We start from the raw sequence: 19,236 nt of genomic DNA on the forward strand, positions 1-19,236 counted from the left end.
CGAGGACAGCCCTCACGGAAGGCGGCGGGGAGCTCTCGGGACACATGAAAGTTACCTACGGGTTAGGAGCCTTTTCTCGTAGCTCGTGTTAAAGAATCTCTAGGGTCCGAAAGCTTCACGCCCCCGCTCCTGAGAGAGGAAGCCCGAGTGCCCCGTACATCCGACACCGCCGTGTTCCCGTTCCGAGCCCTGCGCCGCGTGCTGGCCCCGCTGGCCGCCGCCGCGCTGGGCCTGTCCCTGGCCGCCGCGCCCGCCGCCGCCGAGCCGGTGGAGACCGCGCCCTTCCGGCACTACGTCGCCCTCGGCGACTCCTTCGTGGCCGGCCCGCTCATCCGTGAGGAGAGGGTCAGCAGCCGGATGCCCCTGCTGGGCTGCATGCGCACGTCCAACAACTATCCGACCATGCTCGCCGAGCGGCTCGGTGCAGCCGAGTTCACGGACGCGAGCTGCTCCGGCGCGGTCATCAACGACCTCTACGAGCGGCAGTTCAGCGACACCCTGCCCCAGTTCGACGCCCTGACCCCCGAGACCGACCTGGTCACGGTCGGCATCTCGGGCAACGACTTCGGCTTCTCCGACATCCTGGTCGAGTGCGCCAAACGAAGCCTGGGCAACCCCCTGGGCGACCCGTGCGCCGACCACTACGGCGACGAACTGGAGGACCGGATCGAGAACCTGCGCCCCGAGGTCTCCCAGGTCTACGCCGACATCGCCGAACGCAGCCCCGAGGCCACGGTCCTGGCCGTGGGCTACCTCCAGATCATGCCCGAGAGGTGGGGCTGCTGGCCGAGTACGCCCATCGCGGTGGGCGACGTGCCGTTCCTGGACCGGGCGCAGACGTCCCTGAACGCGATGATCGCCGAGGAGGCGCAGGCCCAGGGCGCGACCTTCGTGGACGTCTTCGAGCGCGGCCACGACGTCTGCACGTCCTCCGACGTCCGCTGGGTGGAGGGCCTGATCCCCGAGAACGGGGCTCCGGTGCACCCGAACTACCGGGGCATGGAGGCCACGGCCGACTTCGTGGGCTCCGAGCTCGGTCTGCCGGCGGACGAGGCGGCGTAGCCGACCGTAACCGGCCCCGATGGAGGAGAGTCCGATTGACCCGTTCCTGACCGTTTTATCCTGCAGAGGTCAAGGACTCTTTGCCTTCTTCGGCCGTCGAGTGCACTACAGAGAGTGACTTTTTGTGTTGTTTGTGTGACGAATGGTGAGGACGTCGCGGCGGAGGGATTCACGCCACAGTGGCGTGGGCGCCGCGACGCGCCTACCGAATGTGGGGAACCACCGTCATGCGAATACCGCGACACTATGAGCAAACGCAGGCCTGTCGTCCCACGGACCCGGGGCGGCAGGCCTCGCCCGTTCCCGCGCGGCGGAGCGGGACACGCGCGCTCGTCGCCGCCGCGCTCGCCGCGGCCGCTCTGGCCGCCGGTTCGGCGCCCGCCCTGGCCCAGCCCGTCCAGCCGCTGCGGCCGGTCCAGCACATGCTGGCCGCCGAGCAGGCCTCCGACGGTCCCCGGCGCGTCCACCAGGCGCCGGCCTCACCGAAGCTGGAAAGGGCCATCGACGCCGCCAAGTCGCAGAAGGGGACCCCCTACGTCTGGGGAGGGACCGGACCGAGCGGCTTCGACTGCTCGGGCCTCGTGCAGTGGGCCTACGAGAAGGCCGGGGTGGAACTGCCCCGCATCGCCCACGACCAGTCCAGGGCCGGCACCCGGATCCCCTACTCCAAGGCCCGCAGGGGAGACCTCGTCTACTGGGCCAACAGCGGCGGATACGCCTACCACATCGCCATCTACCTCGGCGACGGCCGCATGATCGACGCGCCTCGCTCGGGAGACCACGTCCGCGAGAGGGACGTCCACCACTACAACCTCGGCGGCGCTGTACGGCTGTGAGACGGGCAGGTCTCGCGCAGCGCGCTGACGACCGCCCCACACGCCCCGGGGAGTGAACCCGGACGGCCCCGAGAAGCACCCACACCACCCGGTCCAGCCCGGCCATCCCGGGCTCGCGGCCGGAGCGAGGAGGCGGCCCGGCGCGCGTGCGCGGCCCCGACACGGATCCGGGGACGGGCAGCCGCCGGGCCACTCCGTCCAGAACCCGGACCTTCTCCGGACCCGCGTCCGCCCGCGGGCGGGCCCGCACACGGGAGACAGCGGGGAAGCGGCACGCCACGTTCACGCGGGCGGTACACAGACGAGGGGTGGGAGCACATAGTCTGTGTGTCGTGAGCCCTATCCAGGTCCCAGACGCGCCCGTCGTCCTGTCGTCGGCGTCGGTCTACCCGGAGAAGACCCCGGCCGCCTTCGAGATCGCCGCGAAGCTGGGGTACGACGGCGTTGAGGTGCTCGTCTCCTCCGATCCGGCAAGCCAGGACGTCGAACTCCTGAGGCGCCTCTCGGACTACCACCAGATGCCCGTCACCGCAGTCCACGCGCCCTGCCTGGTCCTCACCCAACGGGTGTGGGGCAGGGAGCCCTGGGGCAAGCTCGTCCGCTCCCAGGAGATGGCCGAGACCCTGGGGGCCAAGACCATCGTGGTCCACCCCGCCTTCCGCTGGCAGCGCGACTACGCCCGCGAGTTCGAGACCGGTATCGCCCGTATGCAGGAGGAGACCGACGTCGTCTTCGCGGTGGAGAACATGTACCCGGTGCGTGTGCGCGACCGCGAGGTCGTCCCCTACGCGCCGAGCTGGAATCCGCTGGACCGGGACTACCCCGACGTCACACTCGACCTGTCGCACACCGCCATGTCCGGCTCCGACGCCATGGACATGGCCAAGCGCCTGGGCGACCGGCTCTCCCACGTCCACGTCGCCGACGGTTTCGGGGGCCAGAACCTCGACGAGCACCTCATCCCCGGGCGCGGACGCCAGCCCGTCGGCGAGCTCCTGGAGTACCTCGCCGGGGGCGGCTACGAGGGCCAGCTGGTCCTGGAGGTCAGCACCCGCAAGGCCCCCGACCGCCAGGCGCGCATGCGCGAGCTGGCCGAGGCGCTGGCCTTCACACGGCTGCACTTCGCCCGGACCACCGGTCACGAGGACCGTCCGCGCGACCGGCGTGAGCGCATCGCGCTGCTGCGCCGCGCGCCGGCCGAGCCGCCGCGCCGCTTCACGGTGGATACCGGAGGGACGGCCGACGACAGGGGCACGGCCGACCCGGACGCGGACTGAGTGTCCACGGAGTGGGACGGCTGTCCACCCGGAGCCTCGGATGCGGCTAGCGTGGGGGTATCCGCAGGAAGGAACCCTCATGATCGCGATCATCGGTGCCGGGAAGATGGGCGAGGCGCTGCTCGCCGGAATGCTGGCCAAGGGCCACACGCCACAGGACGTGCTCGTCACCGAGCCGCGTGAGGACCACGCCGAGGAGCTGCGCGGGCGCTACGGCGTCGAGGCCGTCCCGGCCGCGGACGCGGCCAAGCGTGCCGACACGCTGCTGCTCGCCCTCAAACCCCAGGACATGGTGTCGCTGCTGGACGAGCTGGCGCCGCACCTGTCGCCCGCGCACCTCGTGATCTCGGTCGCCGCCGGGATCACCACCGCCGTGCTGGAGGGCCACCTGCCCACCGGCACGCCCGTGGTCCGCGCGATGCCCAACACCCCCGCGCTCATGGGGCAGGGCATGACCGCCGTCGCGGGCGGCGCCCACACCGGCGGGGCCCACCTGGACCGCGCCGAGGCGCTCCTGGGCACGGTCGGCGAGGTGGTCCGCGTGGGCGAACAGCACATGGACACCGTCACCGCCATCTCCGGCAGCGGGCCCGCCTACTTCTACTTCATCGCCGAGACGATGATCGAGGCCGGTGTGGCGATGGGGATGCCGCGCGCCACGGCGCAGAAGCTGGTCGGCCAGACCATCACGGGTGCCGCCGCCATGCTCAACGACTCGGGGGAGCACCCCGTGGTACTGCGCGAGGCCGTCACCTCGCCCGGAGGCACCACCGCCGCCGCGCTGCGCGAGCTGGAGCGGCACGGTGTGCGCACCGCCTTCACCGACGCCATCGAGGCGGCCCGCGACCGGAGCAACGCGCTCTCGGGGAACTAGGGCGCCCGACCCCCGTGCCGTCGGCCCGCCGCGGGGACGGCGCCTCTCCGGCCCACTTGGACTCGATCCGGCCGAGCGGGTGCGGCTCGGACGCCAGCGGCTCACGCGCCTCCCGCCAGGCGGAGTCCCCGGGGTAGAGCTCGGCGCGGAGGTAGGCCCAGGTGAGCCGCTGGACCGCCGACACCCGCTCGGGGCTCTCGTCCGTGGTCTCGGCGACGTCGTATCCGGAGATCCCGCCGAGCCCGTGCTCCGCGCCGAACACGGTGAGCAGGGACTTGGGGCCCGGGGAGCGGAAGTCGGACAGCAACGGCTTCGAGGCACTGCACACCTACTTCCTCGACCGCCTGGCGCCCGTCTGCGCGCGGTTGCCCGACGCCGCGGTCGACGCCGGCGAGGTCAGGCACGGTACGCACGCCTACGAACTGACGCGCGGCATCGGCAACCTCTGCGTCGGACGTGACGACGATCCCCGCTACGGCCCCCGCCGACTGGTCGAACCGCTCCTTGGAGGGCTACGGCGACCGCAGCCGTCCTGATACCGGGGATCGGCCCGTACGCGGCGAGGGGCGCGGGACCGGGAGGGCCGCCGACCCGAGGACGGCCGGAAGCGGCCTGTTCCGTGACGTCCTGTGCTCGCTCGTCCGGGGCGTGCCCGGTGTAGGGTAAGCATGCCCCCTGATCCCGTGTGCGCGGGATATCCCCTGAGCCCGGATTCCCATGACTTCCCCCTCTCCTTCCTCCGACTCCTCCCCACCGCCCGGCGGGGATTCCCCGGTTCCGGAAGCGCCGCCCGATACACCGCCGCTTTCTCCGAAGCCGCGCAGACTGGGCCTGTTCTCTTCGCCGTCGGGGCTGCGTGCCGCGCTGCTCAACGCCTCCGGTACGGGTGCCGGGTACGTCTACCTGCGCCAGTGGCCCTTCTTCGCCGGGGCGCTCATCATCACCGTCGGCCTGCTGGTCACCGCCGCGATCATGGGGGCCGCCGACAACGTCCTGCTGTGGGCGGCGGTCTTCGCCGCCTGGTTCGTCGTCGCGGCCGTGCTCGGCCTCTTCGCCGGGCGCTCCCGGGACGAGCGCGTCCTCAACCGGGGCGAGCAGCCGTCCAAGGGCGCGACGCCCCTCCTCGTCGCCGCGGGGCTGGTGGTCGTCCTGCTCGTCTCCCTCACCGGCGTGTGGCAGGCGGGTGAGTGGCGGCTGCGTGTGGCCGACGCCGCCCACGCCCGGGGCGAGTGCGGTGGGAGTGAGGCCGTCGCCGCCTACGGGAGCGTGGAGAACCTCTTCCAGCTCTCCTTCTCCCCGTCGCTCATGCAGCGGGCCCGTGCGGGCGCCGAGGCCTGTGCCCTGCTGGAGCGGGCCCAGGTGGAGGTGTCCGCCGAGGAGTACGAGCAGGCCCTGAACTCCTACGGCTCCTACTTCGCGCACCCCGCCTCCCGCTGGGAGGACACCAACGCGCTCAGCGAGCTGTACGAGCCGGGCACCAGCGAGTACGCCGCCGAGAACTGGTGTGCGGCCTTCGGCCAAATCGAGATGTTCGCCGACCTGCCCTGGGAGCTCGCCCCCGAGGCCGCCGAGCGCATCGGCACCGAGCGTCCGGACGCGGCGTTCAACTGCGGCTGGGAGAGCATCGAGGGGGGTGAGCTCGCCGCCGCCGAGGACGTCGCCGCCCTCCTGAAGGAGGAGTACCCCGGTCATGAGACCGACGAGGTCGCGAGGATGGTCACCCACATCGATGCCGGACGCCTCGGACAGAAGATGGACGCCATGCTCCACCACGGAGAGGATGAGCTCGTGATCTACAACGCCTGGAGCTCCGACAGTGGCGGAAGCGTCCTGGAGATCATCAACAACACCCCTGATCCGATGCGTTTCCTCTACGTCGGGCCGGACGGCGTCCACGGTGAGATCACCACCCCCGCGTGCGAGGACTGCGAGGCCTACAGCTCGCCGCTCCCGGTCGACTCCTGCTTTGACAAGGGTGAGGTCATGCGCGTGGAGCTGGAACCGGGTGAGTACCGGATGCTGCTGACATGGGACGGTCGCGGCGGAGGACCGATGCACGGCACCGTCGACTTCGCGGCCGGCAGACTGTACGAGACCTGCTACTACCTCCTCGAGGAGTAATCCGGCCGTCCCGGGCGCGTGGGGTGACGGGTCGGACCCCGGCTCACCGGAAGATGGCCGGAAGCGGTCCGCCTCGTGAGGGACCGTGTCGGTCCACATGGGTAATGTGCATGGGTAAGGGCGTAAACGGTCCTTTCGGCCCCGTGTCGCACGGGGCCTCCCTCCCCCGTTACCGAGCTCAGGGTCCTTCATGACTTCCTCCCCTCCTCCGTCCGATCCGCCCCAGTCGCGTGGTGAGGACCCCCCGCAGCCGGGCGGTGCGCCTCCCAGCGGCACGCCCTTCGAGGCGAACCCCCACGGCGGCACCCCTCACGGCGGTACGCCCGCAGGTGGGGTACCCGCAGGCGGAGGTCCTTCCGGGGGGATGTACTCGGGCGGTATGCCGGGCCCGCCTCCGGGCGGTCCTCCTCCAGGGGGGATGCCCCCGGGCGGTCCCCCTCCGGGCGGGATGCCCCCAGGGGGGATGCCTCCGGGTCCCCCTCCAGGAGGAATGCCCCCGGGCGGCCCTCCCCCCGGCGGGATGCCCCCCGGCCAGTTCGGCGGCCCGCCCCCGCCTCCGCCTCCGAAGCCGCGCAGACTGGGCCTGTTCTCTTCGCCGTCGGGGCTGCGTGCCGCGCTGCTCAACGCCTCCGGTACGGGTGCCGGGTACGTCTACCTGCGCCAGTGGCCCTTCTTCGCCGGGGCGCTCATCATCACCGTCGGCCTGCTGGTCACCGCCGCGATCATGGGGGCCGCCGACAACGTCCTGCTGTGGGCGGCGGTCTTCGCCGCCTGGTTCGTCGTCGCGGCCGTGCTCGGCCTCTTCGCCGGGCGCTCCCGGGACGAGCGCGTCCTCAACCGGGGCGAGCAGCCGTCCAAGGGCGCGACGCCCCTCCTCGTCGCCGCGGGGCTGGTGGTCGTCCTGCTCGTCTCCCTCACCGGCGTGTGGCAGGCGGGTGAGTGGCGGCTGCGTGTGGCCGACGCCGCCCACGCCCGGGGCGAGTGCGGTGGGAGTGAGGCCGTCGCCGCCTACGGGAGCGTGGAGAACCTCTTCCAGCTCTCCTTCTCCCCGTCGCTCATGCAGCGGGCCCGTGCGGGCGCCGAGGCCTGTGCCCTGCTGGAGCGGGCCCAGGTGGAGGTGTCCGCCGAGGAGTACGAGCAGGCCCTGAACTCCTACGGCTCCTACTTCGCGCACCCCGCCTCCCGCTGGGAGGACACCGACGGCGAGGTCGCCGACATCCACCTCTCCTACGCCGCCAACCTGGTGTCGGTGGCCGAGGAGGGCTTCAACGGCGAGGTCACCGAGGACTACCGCGAGAGCATGCGCAGGGCCCACGAGGTCTACAGCGTGATCCCCGTGGACTACGAGGGCACCGAGGCGGCCGGGAACGTGCCCACCGCGCTCTCCGAGCTGTACGAGACCGGGACCAGCCAGTACGCCGCCGAGAACTGGTGCGCGGGCTTCGACCAGGTCGAGATGTTCTCCGACCTGGTCTGGGACACCGTCCCCGAGGTCGCCGAGCGCATCGTCTCCGAGCGCCCGGACGCCGCGCTCAAGTGCGGCTGGGAGCACGTCGGAGAGGGCCGCTTCGCACCGGCCGAGGACATGGTCGACCTCCTGGAGGAGGAGTACCCCGACCACGAGGCCGACGACGTCGAGAAGATGGTCGTCCACATCGGTGCCGGACGCATCGAGTCCGAGATGGACACCCTGACCGCCATCGGCGAGGTCGACTTCGCCCCGGCCCCCACGGGCGGCTCCGGCAACGACAAGGCCGTCCTGGAGATCACCAACAACTCGCCGTACGAGATGCGGTTCCTCTACGTCGGGCCGGACAAGGTCCACGAGGAGATCCTCACCCCCGCGTGCGAGGACTGCGAGGCCTACAGCTCGCCGCCCACGGGCAACAGCTGCTTCGACAAGGGCGAGGTGATGAAGGTGGAGTTCGAGCCCGGCGAGTACCGGGTGCTGCTCACCTCGAACGACTCTCTCTTCGCGGCGCCCCTGCACGGCAACGTCGACTTCGGTGCGGGCGACAAGTACGAGTCCTGCTACTACATCACCGAGGAGTGACCGGGCGCCCCGGCCCGGCGCGGGAGGGACACCGCGCCGGGTCCGGCGGCCCCGCCACGGCCCCGGACCCCGGGTCGACGTGCGACCCCGGGGTTCGGGCCGCCATCCGGTTTTGCGTACTGTGTGCTTCGGAGCACGCACACCTGAAACGGGGGTCACCATATGGGAGGGCGCACGTCCTGCTCGCTTCGGGTGGCATGGGATGACGGACTCACCGCCTACGACTTCGGGCCCCAGCACCCGATGGCACCGATCCGTGTCGAACTGACCATGGCGCTCAGCCGGGACCTCGGTGTCCTGGACGCGCCGGGGGTCGGCCTGCTGGACGTCGAACCGGCCTCGGACGAACTGCTGGCCCTGGTGCACGACCCCGCCTACATCGAGGCGGTCAAGCGCGCGGGCCGCACCCTGGAGCCCGACGAGGCCCACATGCTGGGGACCTCGGACAACCCCGTCTTCAAGGACATGCACGACGCCGCCGCGCTCATCTCCGGCGCGTCCGTGGCCGCGGCCCGGGCCGTGTGGTCCGGCGAGTGCGCGCACGCCGCCAACATCGCGGGCGGTCTGCACCACGCCATGCACGGCAACGCGTGGGGTTTCTGCGTCTACAACGACCCGGCCCTGGCCATCGCCTGGCTGCTGGAGCAGGGCGCCAAGCGGATCGCCTACGTGGACGTGGACGTCCACCACGGGGACGGTGTCCAGAACGCCTTCTACAACGATCCGCGCGTACTCACCATCAGTCTCCACGAGTCGCCGGCGACCCTGTTCCCCGGCACCGGCCAGGCGTCGGAGACCGGCGGGCCGGACGCCGAGGGGTACGCGGTCAACGTCGCCCTCCCGGCAGGGACCGGCGACACGGGCTGGCACCGCGCCTTCGACGCCGTCGTGCCGCCGCTGCTGCACGAGTTCCAGCCGGAGATCCTGGTCACCCAGCAGGGCTGCGACACCCACGCCCTGGACCCGCTCGCCAACCTCACACTGAGCGTGGACGGCCAGCGCCGGGCCTACACCGAGCTGCACAAGCTCGCCCAGAAGACCGCCGGCGGCCGGTGGCTGCTGTTCGGCGGCGGCGGGTACGGGCTGGTGCACGTCGTCCCGCGCGCCTGGACCCACCTGCTGGGCGAGGCCGCGGGACATCCGATCCACCCCGAGGCCGAGACCCCGCAGAGCTGGCGCGACTTCGTGCGCCAGCGCACCGGGGAACTGGCACCGCTGTACATGACCGACGGGCGCGACGTGTCCTTCGACCCCTTCGAGAACGGCTACGACCCCGGCGACCCGGTCGACCGCGCCATCCACGCGACCCGTACCGCGGTCTTTCCCAGCCACGGGATCGACCCGAGCCTGTAGCCGGGAGCGTGGAGGGGACACGGCGGCGCCTCCGACGCGTCCGGGCCGCGCGTCCTCCCCTCCCCCCGTACCGGGACCGGCGGCGTGGGTCCTTGTAACACCCTGATGCCAACCGGTGCGAATTCCGGGGCGCCCGCGCGTGACGCGTTCCAAGCGGGTAGGACAGAGGTTGAATACCGGGCGAACGGGAGCAGGCGTCGTGGTGGCAGCACGGCGTGGCGCACGCTCGCTGCGCAGACGAGGAAGGGGAACGCCAGGTGACGCCGCCGACACGCGCTGAACTCATCACCTATCTGGTGCGCACGGGGATCGCCGGACACGTCGACACTCCACGCCAGAACAACCTTCGGCACTACCGGCGGCTCGTCCAGAAGGACCCCTACCACCAGTTCGGCCTCACGTTCTCCCACGACTGGGCCTACCCCGAGGTCCTGGCCCTGATGAGCAAGCGCTGCGGAGTGGTGTCCGACGAGGAGTACGTGTGGGGGATCGACACGATCGACCCCGACCTGACCATCGACGCCCTGGAGGCCCTCGCCGACCGGATGGCCCTGGCCGCCGAACGCCGGGAGCGGGTCATGTTCGCCACAGGCCACCCCCGCAACCTCCGCGAGACCTACCGGGCCTGGAAGGACGCTCTCGCCGAACGCGGCTGCCCGGTCATCACTGCGGGAGGCGGCTACTCCTACGAGGTGACCACGGAACGCCCCCCGAACCGTCGGATCGTGGTTTGGGAGGACGAGATCGCGATCGTCACGGACGGGCACCTCGCGCGTCACAGCCACCACCCCTTCGCCATGCGCGCCATCCTGGCCGACCTCGCGGACCGCGGTGAGGCGTGGCCGCAGTTGGTCATCGCCGATCACGGGTTCGCGGGTGCGGCGGGGGAGGCGGGGGTGCCCACGGTGGGCTTCGCCGACTGCAACGACCCCGCCCTGTTCCTTGCCGAGTCCGAGGGAAAACTACTGGTCACCGTGCCTTTGGACGACGGATATCTGACCGAGGACTATGCGCCGCTACGCCAGTACGTTCTCGCTCGGGCCGGTCTGTTGTGACCAGGGGGCACCATTTATACCCAGCGTTAAACCTCAACCGCCCCGCCATCAACACATATCGGCGAAGACAGCATGAACGGCCTTTCGCAGGAGGGGACTCGGCTCTACCCTGAAAACGGACGTGTCAGTAGTGACAGCATGACACGCTGGCGTGGCGTTGGGACGGGCACACCGGGGTCGTCCTTCCCGCCGTGCACCACGCCGGGTTGAACGGTAGACAATGCTCACGTCCGGGAATGAGGGCGTCGGAAGATGAACGGGAGCAAGCCGCCTCTCGAAGAGGTCAGGTTCTTGACTGTGGCGGAGGTCGCCACGATCATGCGTGTGTCCAAGATGACCGTTTACCGAATGGTGCACTCGGGAGTTCTCCCCGCGATTCGCGTGGGACGTTCCTACCGGGTTCCCGAGCGGGCCGTGCACGACTACCTCCGCGAGGCTTTCGTCGAGGCTGGTTGATCCAGGGCCGGGTCGACCGGGGCTGCCCCCAGCTCCCGGTCAGCCGACAACGCGGGGGGCGGTGTCTCACGGCCATCGCCCCCACTTCTTCTTTCCCCCTCCCCAGGGCTCCTCCCCGCCACCCCGCGCCTCGCCGTACGGAACCGGCCTTCGCGCCGACGGGTCACACGGCCCTTGTGCCGGGGCGGCGGAACGGCTGCCAGGGCATCTACTACACTTTGTCGTTGTTGTAGTCCGCCCTGTTCACACCCCGTTCGCGAGGTTCCCTCGATGCCCAGCACCAGCACCGGTACGTGCCGAGGCCGTGCCGTGCCGCGCCTGGCGGCGAGCGCGCTCGCCGCCGCACTCGCCCTGACCGGTTGCGCCGGGGGCAACGAGATCCAGGCCGGTGACGAGGACAGCCGCTTCGTCTCCGGGGACGGCAGCGCCACCTCCTTCGAGACCGCCGACCGTGTCGAGGCGCCCGACGTCACCGGGGCCGCCCTCGACGGGGGCGAGATCTCCCTCGGCGACTACGAGGGCGGCATCCTCGTCCTCAACGTCTGGGCGAGCTGGTGCGGTCCCTGCCGCACCGAGCAGCCCGTCCTGGACGAGGTCCACACCGAGTACGCCGACCTGGGCGTGGACTTCCTCGGCGTGAACATCAAGGACGACGAGACCGCCGCCCGGTCCTACCTCGACAGCAAGGACGTCGCCTACCCGAGCCTGTACGACCAGCCCGGCGAGGTACCGCAGGCCTTCCGCGACACCGTCCCGCCGAGGTCCATCCCCAGCACGCTCGTCATCGACCCCGAGGGCCGCATCGCCGCCCGCGTCATCGGACCGACCACCTACGGCCAACTGACCGGACTGCTCAACCCGCTGGTGGTCGAGTTCGGTCTCGGCGACCCGGAGGAGCGCCCCAGGGTCGCGGAGCAGGAGGCCGAGGAGGCCCGCGGGGAGGCCTCCGCGGATCCCTCCGGCAGCCCGTCCGAAGCTCCTCCCGAGGACACCGGGGCCGAGTCCGCAGGGGACGACCGCTGATGGGCGCGATCGGCGCCACCGTCCTCACGGGGTCCCTGCTCGCCGCGGTCCCGCTGGCCCTGGCCGCCGGGCTCGTCTCCTTCCTCTCCCCGTGCGTTCTCCCGCTCGTGCCCGGCTACCTGTCCTACGTGACCGGCATGAGCGGCGCCCACATGCGCGAGCGCTCCGCCGGGGCCGCCGGCGCGGAGGGCGCGACCGCCACGGCGACCGTCTCCGACGTCGACGCCGAACTGGCCACCCGCCGCTGGACCATGGTCACCGGCAGCGTCCTCTTCATCGCCGGGTTCACCCTCGTGTTCGTCGCCGTCGGCGGTTTCGTCGGCTGGCTCGGCGAGGTCCTCATGGACCACACCGAACCCATCACCCGGGTGCTCGGGGTCCTCACCATCGTCCTCGGCCTGGCCTTCATGGGCGTTATGCCGGGCTTCGGCCGCGAGTTCCGCTTCCACCGGCTGCCCCGCGCGGGGCTGGCGGGAGCGCCCCTGCTCGGCGTCCTCTTCGGCCTCGGCTGGACCCCGTGCATCGGACCGACCCTGGCCGCCGTGCAGACCCTCGCCTTCGTGGAGGGCGGTGCGGGGCGCGGCATGCTGCTGTCCCTGGTCTACTGTGTCGGGCTGGGACTGCCCTTCGTCCTCGCCTCGCTCCTGTACAGGCGCGCCCTGGGCGCCTTCGGCTGGCTCAAGCGCCGCACCCGCGCGGTCACCATGGTCGGCGGGGCCATGCTCGTCCTGGTCGGTCTGGCGATGGTGACCGGGCTGTGGACGCAGCTGACCATCGCCATGCAGGGCTGGGCCGCCGACTTCCAGACGGTGATCTGATGAGCACGACCGCGAACGACGACGCCAGCCGGGCCGGAACCGGGGAGGCCGCCCCCGGGAGCCGGGCCAGAGGGCTGGGCCCGCTCGGCTGGCTGCGCTGGACCTGGCGGACCCTCACCTCGATGCGTACCGCGCTGATCCTGCTGTTCCTGCTGGCGGTCGGCGCCATCCCCGGTTCGATCCTGCCGCAGAACGTGGTCAGCGTCGACGAGGTGACCGCCTACTACGGGGAACACCCGGAGCTGGCCCCCTGGCTGGACCGGTTCTACCTCTTCGACGTGTTCTCCTCGCCCTGGTACGCGGCGATCTACCTGCTGCTGTTCGTCTCCCTGGCGGGCTGCGTGTTCCCGCGCGCGGTCGCGCACGCCCGGGCGGTGCGGGCCAGGCCGGTCCGCACACCCCGGAACCTGGGGCGCATGCCGTACACGGCGAGGTTCACGACGGACGCGGCCCCGGAGACGGTCCTGGAGCAGGCGCGCGGAATCCTCCGGGGCTACCGGAGCGAAAGGTACGGGGACTCCCTCTCCAGCGAGACCGGGTACCTGCGTGAGGCGGGGAACGTGCTGTTCCACCTCGCGCTGCTCGGCCTGCTGCTGGCCCTGGCCGCCGGGTCCTTCCTCGGCTACCGGGGCAACATGCTGCTGGTGGAGGGCCAGGGGTTCGCCAACACCCTGACCTCCTACGACGCCTTCTACCCCGGCCACTGGACGGACGCAGGCGACCTGGAGCCGTTCACCCTCCACCTGGACGGCTTCGAGGCCTCCTTCATCGAGGAGGGCGACCTGCGGGGACAGGCCGAGTCCTACGTCGCCGACCTGGCCTACAAGGAGTCCCCGGAGAGCGAGGAGGCCCGGCACCGGCTGGAGGTCAACCACCCGCTGAGCGTGGACGGAGTACAGGTCTACCTGCTCGGCCACGGGTACGCGCCGGAGTTCGAGGTGCGCAACGCCGACGGGGACGTGGTCTTCGACCAGGCGGTCCCCTTCCTGCACCGGGAGACCAGGACCTTCACCTCCGACGGCGTCGTCAAGGTGCCCGACACCGGTGGCGAGGCGCTGGGCTTCGTGGGCGTGTTCCTGCCCAGCGCCGCGGAGGCCGAGGACGGCGGACTGGTCTCCGACTTCCCCGGGCCGGAGAACCCGCGGGTCACACTGGAGGGCTACCAGGGCGACCTGGGACTGGTCGGACCGCAGTCGGTCTACCAGCTGAGGACCAGCGGGATGGAGGAACTCGGCGGCTCGCCCGTGATGGGGATCGGCGACACCTGGGAACTGCCGGACGGTGCCGGGTCGATCACCTTCTCGGGCTACAGCGAGTACATCAGCCTCCAGGCCAACCGGGACGGTGCCCGGCTGCCCGCGCTGACCGCGGCCTCCCTGTCCGTGCTCGGCCTGATCATCACCCTGTTCGTCCGCCCGCGCCGCGTGTGGGTGCGTGCGGTGCCGGGTGAGGACGGCCGTACCCGGGTGGAGCTGGCCGGTCTCGGCAAGACCGAGGTCGCCGGGAACAACGCCGAGTTCCACGAACTCACCACGACACTCGCAGAACGGCTCCGGAGCGGGTCGGACGACGGGCCCCCGAGTCCGGAGGGCCCACCCACCGGAGCAGAGACCAACACACCAACCGACCCGCCAGAGTCGACGACAACGAGGGAGTGACCGGTGGCGTACACACTCGCCGGAACGATGGACGGGGCGATGGCGTCGGCCAGTGACTCGCTGATCATCGCGATGATCGTCACCTACGCGGTGGCCCTGTTCCTCTTCGCCATGGAGGCCGCCTACGGACAGCGCACCAGGCTCAGGTCCGGCCGGCTCATGCCGGTCCGCGCCGGTGCCGACGGAGGCTCCGAAGCGGACGGCGCGGGAGACAGCGGCATCGAGGTGAACGTCCGCACCACCGAGGGCGAGGCGAAGGCCCCCCAGAGCGTGCTGGGCAGGATCGCCCTGGGCGTGACGGCGTTCGGGTTCCTCATGGGCGTGGCGCAGATCGTCAGCCGCGGCCTGGCCGCCGACCGGTGGCCGTGGGGCAACATGTTCGAGTTCATCGTGGCCCTGTGCCTGGTCGCGGTGGGCGGGCTGCTGTACGCGTCCTTCCGCTTCCAGGCCCGCTTCCTCGGCGCCTTCGTGCTGGTCCCGGTACTGATCCTGCTGGGCGTCGGCGTTCGGTGGCTGTACGTGGAACCGGGTCCGCTGATCCCGGCCCTGCACTCCTACTGGGTGCCCATCCACGTGACCGCGGCCATCATCGCGGGCGGCTCGTTCATGGTCTCGGGCACCGCCGGTGTCACCTACCTGGTCTCGCACCGTACCGAGGCCAGGCGCGCCCTGGGTGAGAAGGTCACCGGTATCGCAGGTCGCCTGCCCGGCCCGGAGCTGCTCGACCGCATCTCCCACCGGTTCATCCTCTTCGCCTTCCCGCTGTGGACCTTCGCCATCATCGCCGGTTCCATCTGGGCCGACGAGGCCTGGGGCCGCTTCTGGGGCTGGGACCCCAAGGAGGTCTGGTCGTTCATCTCCTGGGTGATCTACGCGGCCTACCTGCACGCCCGCGCCACCGGCGGCTGGCGCGGCCCCAAGGCGACCTGGATCAACGTGCTGGGCTTCCTGACCATCCTGTTCAACTTCTTCGCGGTGAACTACATGTTCAGCGGACTGCACTCCTACGCCTGACCCCGGCTCCGCGGCCCGGGAGCGGAGACCGCGGACCGCTCGACGAGAGGGTCCCGCCACGGCCGGGCCCTCTCGTCGTGTGCGGAGTGCCCTCAGCCCGCCGGGGGCGCGGTGGATCCGCGCACCACCAGGCTGGTGTCCAGGGTGACCGTGCCGGGGGCGTCCTCGCTGGTGATGCGGTGCAGCAGGAGGTCGATGGCGGCGCGTCCGGCCGCGGCGGTGGGCATGTCGATCGTGGTGAGGTCGCAGTGGCGGGCGGTGTGGGTGTTGTCCACGCCGACGACGCTGAGGCCGTCGGGGACCGCCAGGCCGCGGCCTCGGAGCTCCTGTACGAGGCCGAGGGCGACCAGGTCGTTGTAGGCGAGGACCGCGGTGGCCCCGCTGGCGAGTACGTCGGGGGCGGCACCGGCCCCACCCCCCTCGGTGGGCTGGTTGGGGCCCAGACGGTGCAGGCGCAGTCCGTGGTACTCGGCGGCGTCGGTGGCCGCCCGTTCCAGGCGCTGGTTGGTCCAGGAGGCCCGGGGGCCGGTGAGCAGGGCGATCTCGCGGTGGCCGAGGGAGGCGAGGTGTTCCAGGGCCTGCCGGGTGCCCGAGGCCACGTCCATGAGGACGGCGGGCAGGTTCGTGATCCGGCGGTTGACGACGACGAAGGGCACGTCGGCGCTGAGCTCGGTGATCAGGCGGTTGCCCAGGCGCGGGGCGACCAGCAGGGCGCCGTCGACCTGGGTGGCCATGGAACGGATCAGCTCCTCCTCCGCGCGGACCTGTTCGTCGGTGTCGGCGACGAACACGTGGTGGTCGCTTCTGCGCGCGTGTGCCTGGGCGGCCTTGATGAGGGGCGGGAAGAAGGGGTTGGCGATGTCGGCGACGATCAGGCCCAGGTTGCCGGTACGGCGGGTGGACAGGGCGCGGGCGGCCCGGTTGGGGCGGTAGCCCAGGGAGTCGGCCGCGGCGATGACGCGGGCGCGCGTCTGGGAGTTGACCAGGTGCGCGGCGGAGAAGGCCCGGGAGACGGTGGAGACGTGGACGCCGCTCGCGTGGGCGACGTCCCTGATGGTCACGGCCACCCGTGGCCTCCTTCGCGTTGGTATGGAGAGAGACTAACGGCAACCGGTTGTGGCCCGCTACTGGGTGGTTTGTTGTTTGGTGCCTGCTTTTCCCTGCTTTTCCCGGATGGGAGGGGGTTGACGCAGATCGGTGCGGTGGGAGATGTTCATGCAACCGTTTGCAGTCTCCCCCTGAGGAGCAGGACCATGAGAAGGCTCGTACTTCCTCTGAGCGCGGCGCTGGTGCTGACCGCCGTGACCCCCGCCCAGGCGGCGCCCGACCCCGGCAGGCAGGTCCTGTCCGAGGGCGACGGCTGGGGCTCGGCCGGTGCCGGGACCACGGGAGGGTCGCGGGCCTCCTCCGGGAACGTCTTCCGCGTCTCCACGGCGCAGGAGTTCCGTGAGGCGGTGAGCGGCGACGAGCCGAAGATCGTCCACGTCGAGGGCACGGTCGACGCCAACTCGGCGCCGGACGGCACGCCCCTGTCGTGCGAGGACTACGCGGTGGACGGCTACACGCTGGAGGACTACCTGGCCACGTACGACCCCGAGGTATGGGGCTGGGAGGATCCGAGCGGACCGCTGGAGGAGGCCCGGGAGGCGTCGGCCGACGTACAGGCCGAGCGGGTCAGGGTGAACGTCGGCGCCAACACGACCGTGGTGGGCGCCGGAGACGACGCCGAGATCACCGGGATGAGCCTGCGGGTCAACAACGTTGACAACGTCATCCTGCGCAACCTCACCTTCTCCGACACGCACGACTGCTTCCCCGGCTGGGACCCGGGTGACGGCGGCAGCGGCAACTGGAACTCCGAGTACGACCAGATGGAGGTCTCGGGCTCCACGAACGTGTGGATCGACCACAACACGTTCGACGACGGCGACAACCCGGGCTCGGAACTGCCGGAGTACTTCGGGCGCAAGTACGAGGTGCACGACGGACTGCTCGACATCGTGCGGGCGAGTGACCTGGTGACGGTGTCGTACAACCACTTCGACGGCCGCGACAAGGCCATCCTGGTGGGCAACAGCGACGGCCGGACCACCGACCGCGGGCACCTGCGGGTCACCTGGCACCACAACCACTTCGACGGGTTGGGCCAGCGCGCCCCGCGGGTGCGCTACGGACAGGTGCACGTCTACAACAACCACTACACGGTGGCCACCGACATGTACCAGTACAGCCTGGGAGTGGGCTTCGAGTCGCAGCTGTACGCGGAGAACAACCTGTTCGACATGCGTGACGGCATCGGCGCCGAGGAGATCATCGGCAACTGGGGCGGCACAGACATCGTGGAGCACGGCAACGCGCTGATGCGTGACGGCCGCGGACGCCTCACCGGTGTCGACCTGGTCGAGGCCTTCAACGAGGCCAACCCGGACCGGGTACTGGGCACCGGGCGGACCTGGACGCCGGAGTTCTCCACGCGCGTGGAGCCGGTGCACGCGATCCGCGGACTGCCGCGCGAGGTGGGCGCCGGACGGCTCTGAGGCGGGTCGGCGGGGAAGGACGACGGTGGGGCCGCGCCCCTTCTCGGGCGCGGCCCCACCGTCGTGTCGTCAGCGTGCCGGACGCGGTCACTCGTCCGGATCGATACGCCGGTCGAGGCGTCTCAGGAACTCGGGGTCGTCGTCCGGGCCGAGCGGATGCGAGCTCTCCGAGGGCTTGGCGAAGTCGGACGGGTCGAGGTCGTCGGTCGAGGAGGCGTCCCGAGCCGGAGCGGACGCGGACCCCTCGACGGCGGCCGTCTCGCTCGGACGGCCGAGGAAGAGCCACAGGATCGAGCCGACGGGCATGAACAGCACGATGACGACCACCCAGAGGATCTTCGGCAGATTGCGCACCTCATGGGAAGGGGTGGTGAGCGCGTCGAAGAACGCGTACACCCAGAGAACGATCGATACGAGAGTGATCAGGCCACCAAGCCACACCATGGTTCCAGCCTAACTCTTGCTGTCCACTCCTCACGGTCGGCACACCTGGCCGGGCTGCCTGCGGCCGCGCTCGGAGCACGGCCGGAGCGGCCAGGGTGCCGCCCCGCCTCCAGGAGTGCCGGCCCGGATCTCCTCCCAGGGTGACACCCGTTCTCAGGTGGCGCTCTCGCTCGGCTCCCCGAGGAGTAGGGCGCGCACCTCGGACTCGCGGAAGCGGCGGTGCCCGCCCGGAGTGCGGATGCTGCTGATCCGCCCGGAGGCGGCCCATCGTGTCACGGTCTTGGGATCAACCCGGAAGAGTGAGGCCACTTCCCCGGGGGTCAACAGGCGTTCGCTTGCTCGTTCCACCTTCACGTTCCCCCAATCGTGCCCGCCTCGGACTGTGGGGGCGGCGGGCGTTTGATCCCCTAGTGTGCATGAGTTGGTCCGTTTCCTCCCTAGTTTTCGGAGAAATTGCGGTGTTGGGGGGAGGAGTACGGGATATGTGACCGGAACGTAATGTTCGGGCCCTGCTGTCGGGATTGGAAACATCCCATGACTGTGTGAATCGAGCGCGCGTACGCCGCGACCACCTGTGCGGAGAGCGATACACCGCCCCGATGCCCGTCGTGCCGGCCACGCCCTTAACCTGGAGATAAGAGCACGTGGGACGCCA

General features: G+C 70.7%; 17 protein-coding genes and 2 pseudogenes. 15 read left to right on the forward strand and 4 right to left on the reverse strand.

All coding sequences use genetic code 11. The features are described from left to right. The first annotated feature begins 147 nt into the window (after positions 1-147). The 4 genes from FYX01_RS05625 to proC all read left to right on the forward strand — a co-directional run bounded on the left by FYX01_RS05625 (position 148) and on the right by proC (position 4,049). Positions 148-1,062, forward strand: coding sequence for an SGNH/GDSL hydrolase family protein (locus FYX01_RS05625; protein WP_150238238.1), 915 nt, complete (start codon positions 148-150; stop codon positions 1,060-1,062). A 227-nt stretch (positions 1,063-1,289) separates the two neighbouring features. Further along, the gene (locus tag FYX01_RS05630; RefSeq protein ID WP_150238240.1) at positions 1,290-1,898 is read left to right on the forward strand and encodes a C40 family peptidase; all 609 of its coding nucleotides are present in this window, start codon (positions 1,290-1,292) and stop codon (positions 1,896-1,898) included. A gap of 332 nt (positions 1,899-2,230) precedes the next feature. Beyond that, positions 2,231-3,175, forward strand: coding sequence for a sugar phosphate isomerase/epimerase family protein (locus FYX01_RS05635; RefSeq protein ID WP_150238242.1), 945 nt, complete (start codon positions 2,231-2,233; stop codon positions 3,173-3,175). Between the two features lie 79 nt (positions 3,176-3,254). Next, a complete protein-coding gene (proC, locus tag FYX01_RS05640) occupies positions 3,255-4,049 on the forward strand; it encodes a pyrroline-5-carboxylate reductase (protein ID WP_150238244.1) in 795 nt (264 codons plus the stop codon). 55 nt (positions 4,050-4,104) lie between these two features. On the opposite strand, the pseudogene FYX01_RS26520 reads toward proC, so the two are convergent. Beyond that, positions 4,105-4,338, reverse strand: a pseudogene (locus FYX01_RS26520) (chlorophyllase); the annotation flags it as partial. On the opposite strand from FYX01_RS26520, the pseudogene FYX01_RS05650 reads away from it, so the two are divergent. The 10 genes and pseudogenes from FYX01_RS05650 to ccsB all read left to right on the forward strand — a co-directional run. Then, positions 4,334-4,585: pseudogene (locus FYX01_RS05650) on the forward strand (TetR family transcriptional regulator); the annotation flags it as partial. The pseudogenes FYX01_RS26520 and FYX01_RS05650 sit on opposite strands and share 5 nt — an antisense overlap. A 181-nt stretch (positions 4,586-4,766) precedes the next feature. After that, positions 4,767-6,170, forward strand: a complete 1,404-nt coding sequence (locus FYX01_RS05655; protein WP_223830323.1) for a phage holin family protein — start codon at positions 4,767-4,769, stop codon at positions 6,168-6,170. Positions 6,171-6,690: 520 nt separating this feature from the next. Then, complete coding sequence (locus tag FYX01_RS05665; protein WP_150238246.1) at positions 6,691-8,223, forward strand: phage holin family protein; 1,533 nt, start codon at positions 6,691-6,693, stop codon at positions 8,221-8,223. Positions 8,224-8,415: 192 nt separating this feature from the next. Next, on the forward strand, positions 8,416-9,576 hold the full coding sequence (locus tag FYX01_RS05670; protein WP_150238248.1) for an acetoin utilization protein AcuC: 1,161 nt from the start codon (positions 8,416-8,418) through the stop codon (positions 9,574-9,576). Between the two features lie 257 nt (positions 9,577-9,833). Continuing rightward, a complete protein-coding gene (locus tag FYX01_RS05675; RefSeq protein ID WP_150238250.1) occupies positions 9,834-10,631 on the forward strand; it encodes a phosphatase in 798 nt (265 codons plus the stop codon). A gap of 252 nt (positions 10,632-10,883) precedes the next feature. Further along, positions 10,884-11,087, forward strand: a complete 204-nt coding sequence (locus tag FYX01_RS05680) for a helix-turn-helix domain-containing protein (protein ID WP_013155995.1) — start codon at positions 10,884-10,886, stop codon at positions 11,085-11,087. Between the two features lie 270 nt (positions 11,088-11,357). Continuing rightward, positions 11,358-12,110: a TlpA family protein disulfide reductase gene (locus FYX01_RS05685; RefSeq protein ID WP_150238252.1), complete on the forward strand. Its 753-nt coding sequence runs from the start codon at positions 11,358-11,360 to the stop codon at positions 12,108-12,110. After that, positions 12,110-12,928 (forward strand): cytochrome c biogenesis CcdA family protein, encoded by an 819-nt coding sequence (locus FYX01_RS05690; protein WP_150238254.1) that lies wholly within the window; start codon positions 12,110-12,112, stop codon positions 12,926-12,928. The genes FYX01_RS05685 and FYX01_RS05690 overlap by 1 nt, the downstream gene beginning before the upstream one ends. Continuing rightward, the gene (gene resB / locus FYX01_RS05695) at positions 12,928-14,586 is read left to right on the forward strand and encodes a cytochrome c biogenesis protein ResB (protein WP_150238256.1); all 1,659 of its coding nucleotides are present in this window, start codon (positions 12,928-12,930) and stop codon (positions 14,584-14,586) included. Before FYX01_RS05690 ends, resB begins: the two co-directional genes overlap by 1 nt. A 3-nt stretch (positions 14,587-14,589) precedes the next feature. Beyond that, positions 14,590-15,600 carry a c-type cytochrome biogenesis protein CcsB gene (gene ccsB / locus FYX01_RS05700; RefSeq protein WP_150238259.1) on the forward strand — a complete coding sequence of 337 codons (1,011 nt, stop codon included), beginning with the start codon at positions 14,590-14,592 and terminating at the stop codon, positions 15,598-15,600. Positions 15,601-15,692: 92 nt separating this feature from the next. Here the strand turns inward: ccsB and FYX01_RS05705 are convergent, their stop codons facing one another. After that, complete coding sequence (locus tag FYX01_RS05705; RefSeq protein ID WP_150238261.1) at positions 15,693-16,667, reverse strand: LacI family DNA-binding transcriptional regulator; 975 nt, start codon at positions 16,665-16,667, stop codon at positions 15,693-15,695. Between the two features lie 186 nt (positions 16,668-16,853). Between FYX01_RS05705 and FYX01_RS05710 the strand changes: the two genes are divergently transcribed. Continuing rightward, the gene (locus FYX01_RS05710) at positions 16,854-18,137 is read left to right on the forward strand and encodes a pectate lyase family protein (protein ID WP_150238263.1); all 1,284 of its coding nucleotides are present in this window, start codon (positions 16,854-16,856) and stop codon (positions 18,135-18,137) included. Between the two features lie 87 nt (positions 18,138-18,224). Here FYX01_RS05710 and FYX01_RS05715 read toward each other — a convergent pair whose 3' ends face one another. Both FYX01_RS05715 and FYX01_RS05720 read right to left on the reverse strand, forming a co-directional pair. Continuing rightward, complete coding sequence (locus FYX01_RS05715) at positions 18,225-18,581, reverse strand: PLD nuclease N-terminal domain-containing protein (RefSeq protein ID WP_150238265.1); 357 nt, start codon at positions 18,579-18,581, stop codon at positions 18,225-18,227. Positions 18,582-18,734: 153 nt separating this feature from the next. Further along, positions 18,735-18,935: a BldC family transcriptional regulator gene (locus FYX01_RS05720; protein ID WP_150238267.1), complete on the reverse strand. Its 201-nt coding sequence runs from the start codon at positions 18,933-18,935 to the stop codon at positions 18,735-18,737. Between the last annotated feature and the right edge of the window lie 301 nt (positions 18,936-19,236).

Origin of the sequence: Nocardiopsis quinghaiensis (assembly GCF_008638365.1) — a bacterium.
GTDB classification, from domain to species: Bacteria; Actinomycetota; Actinomycetes; order Streptosporangiales; family Streptosporangiaceae; genus Nocardiopsis; species Nocardiopsis quinghaiensis.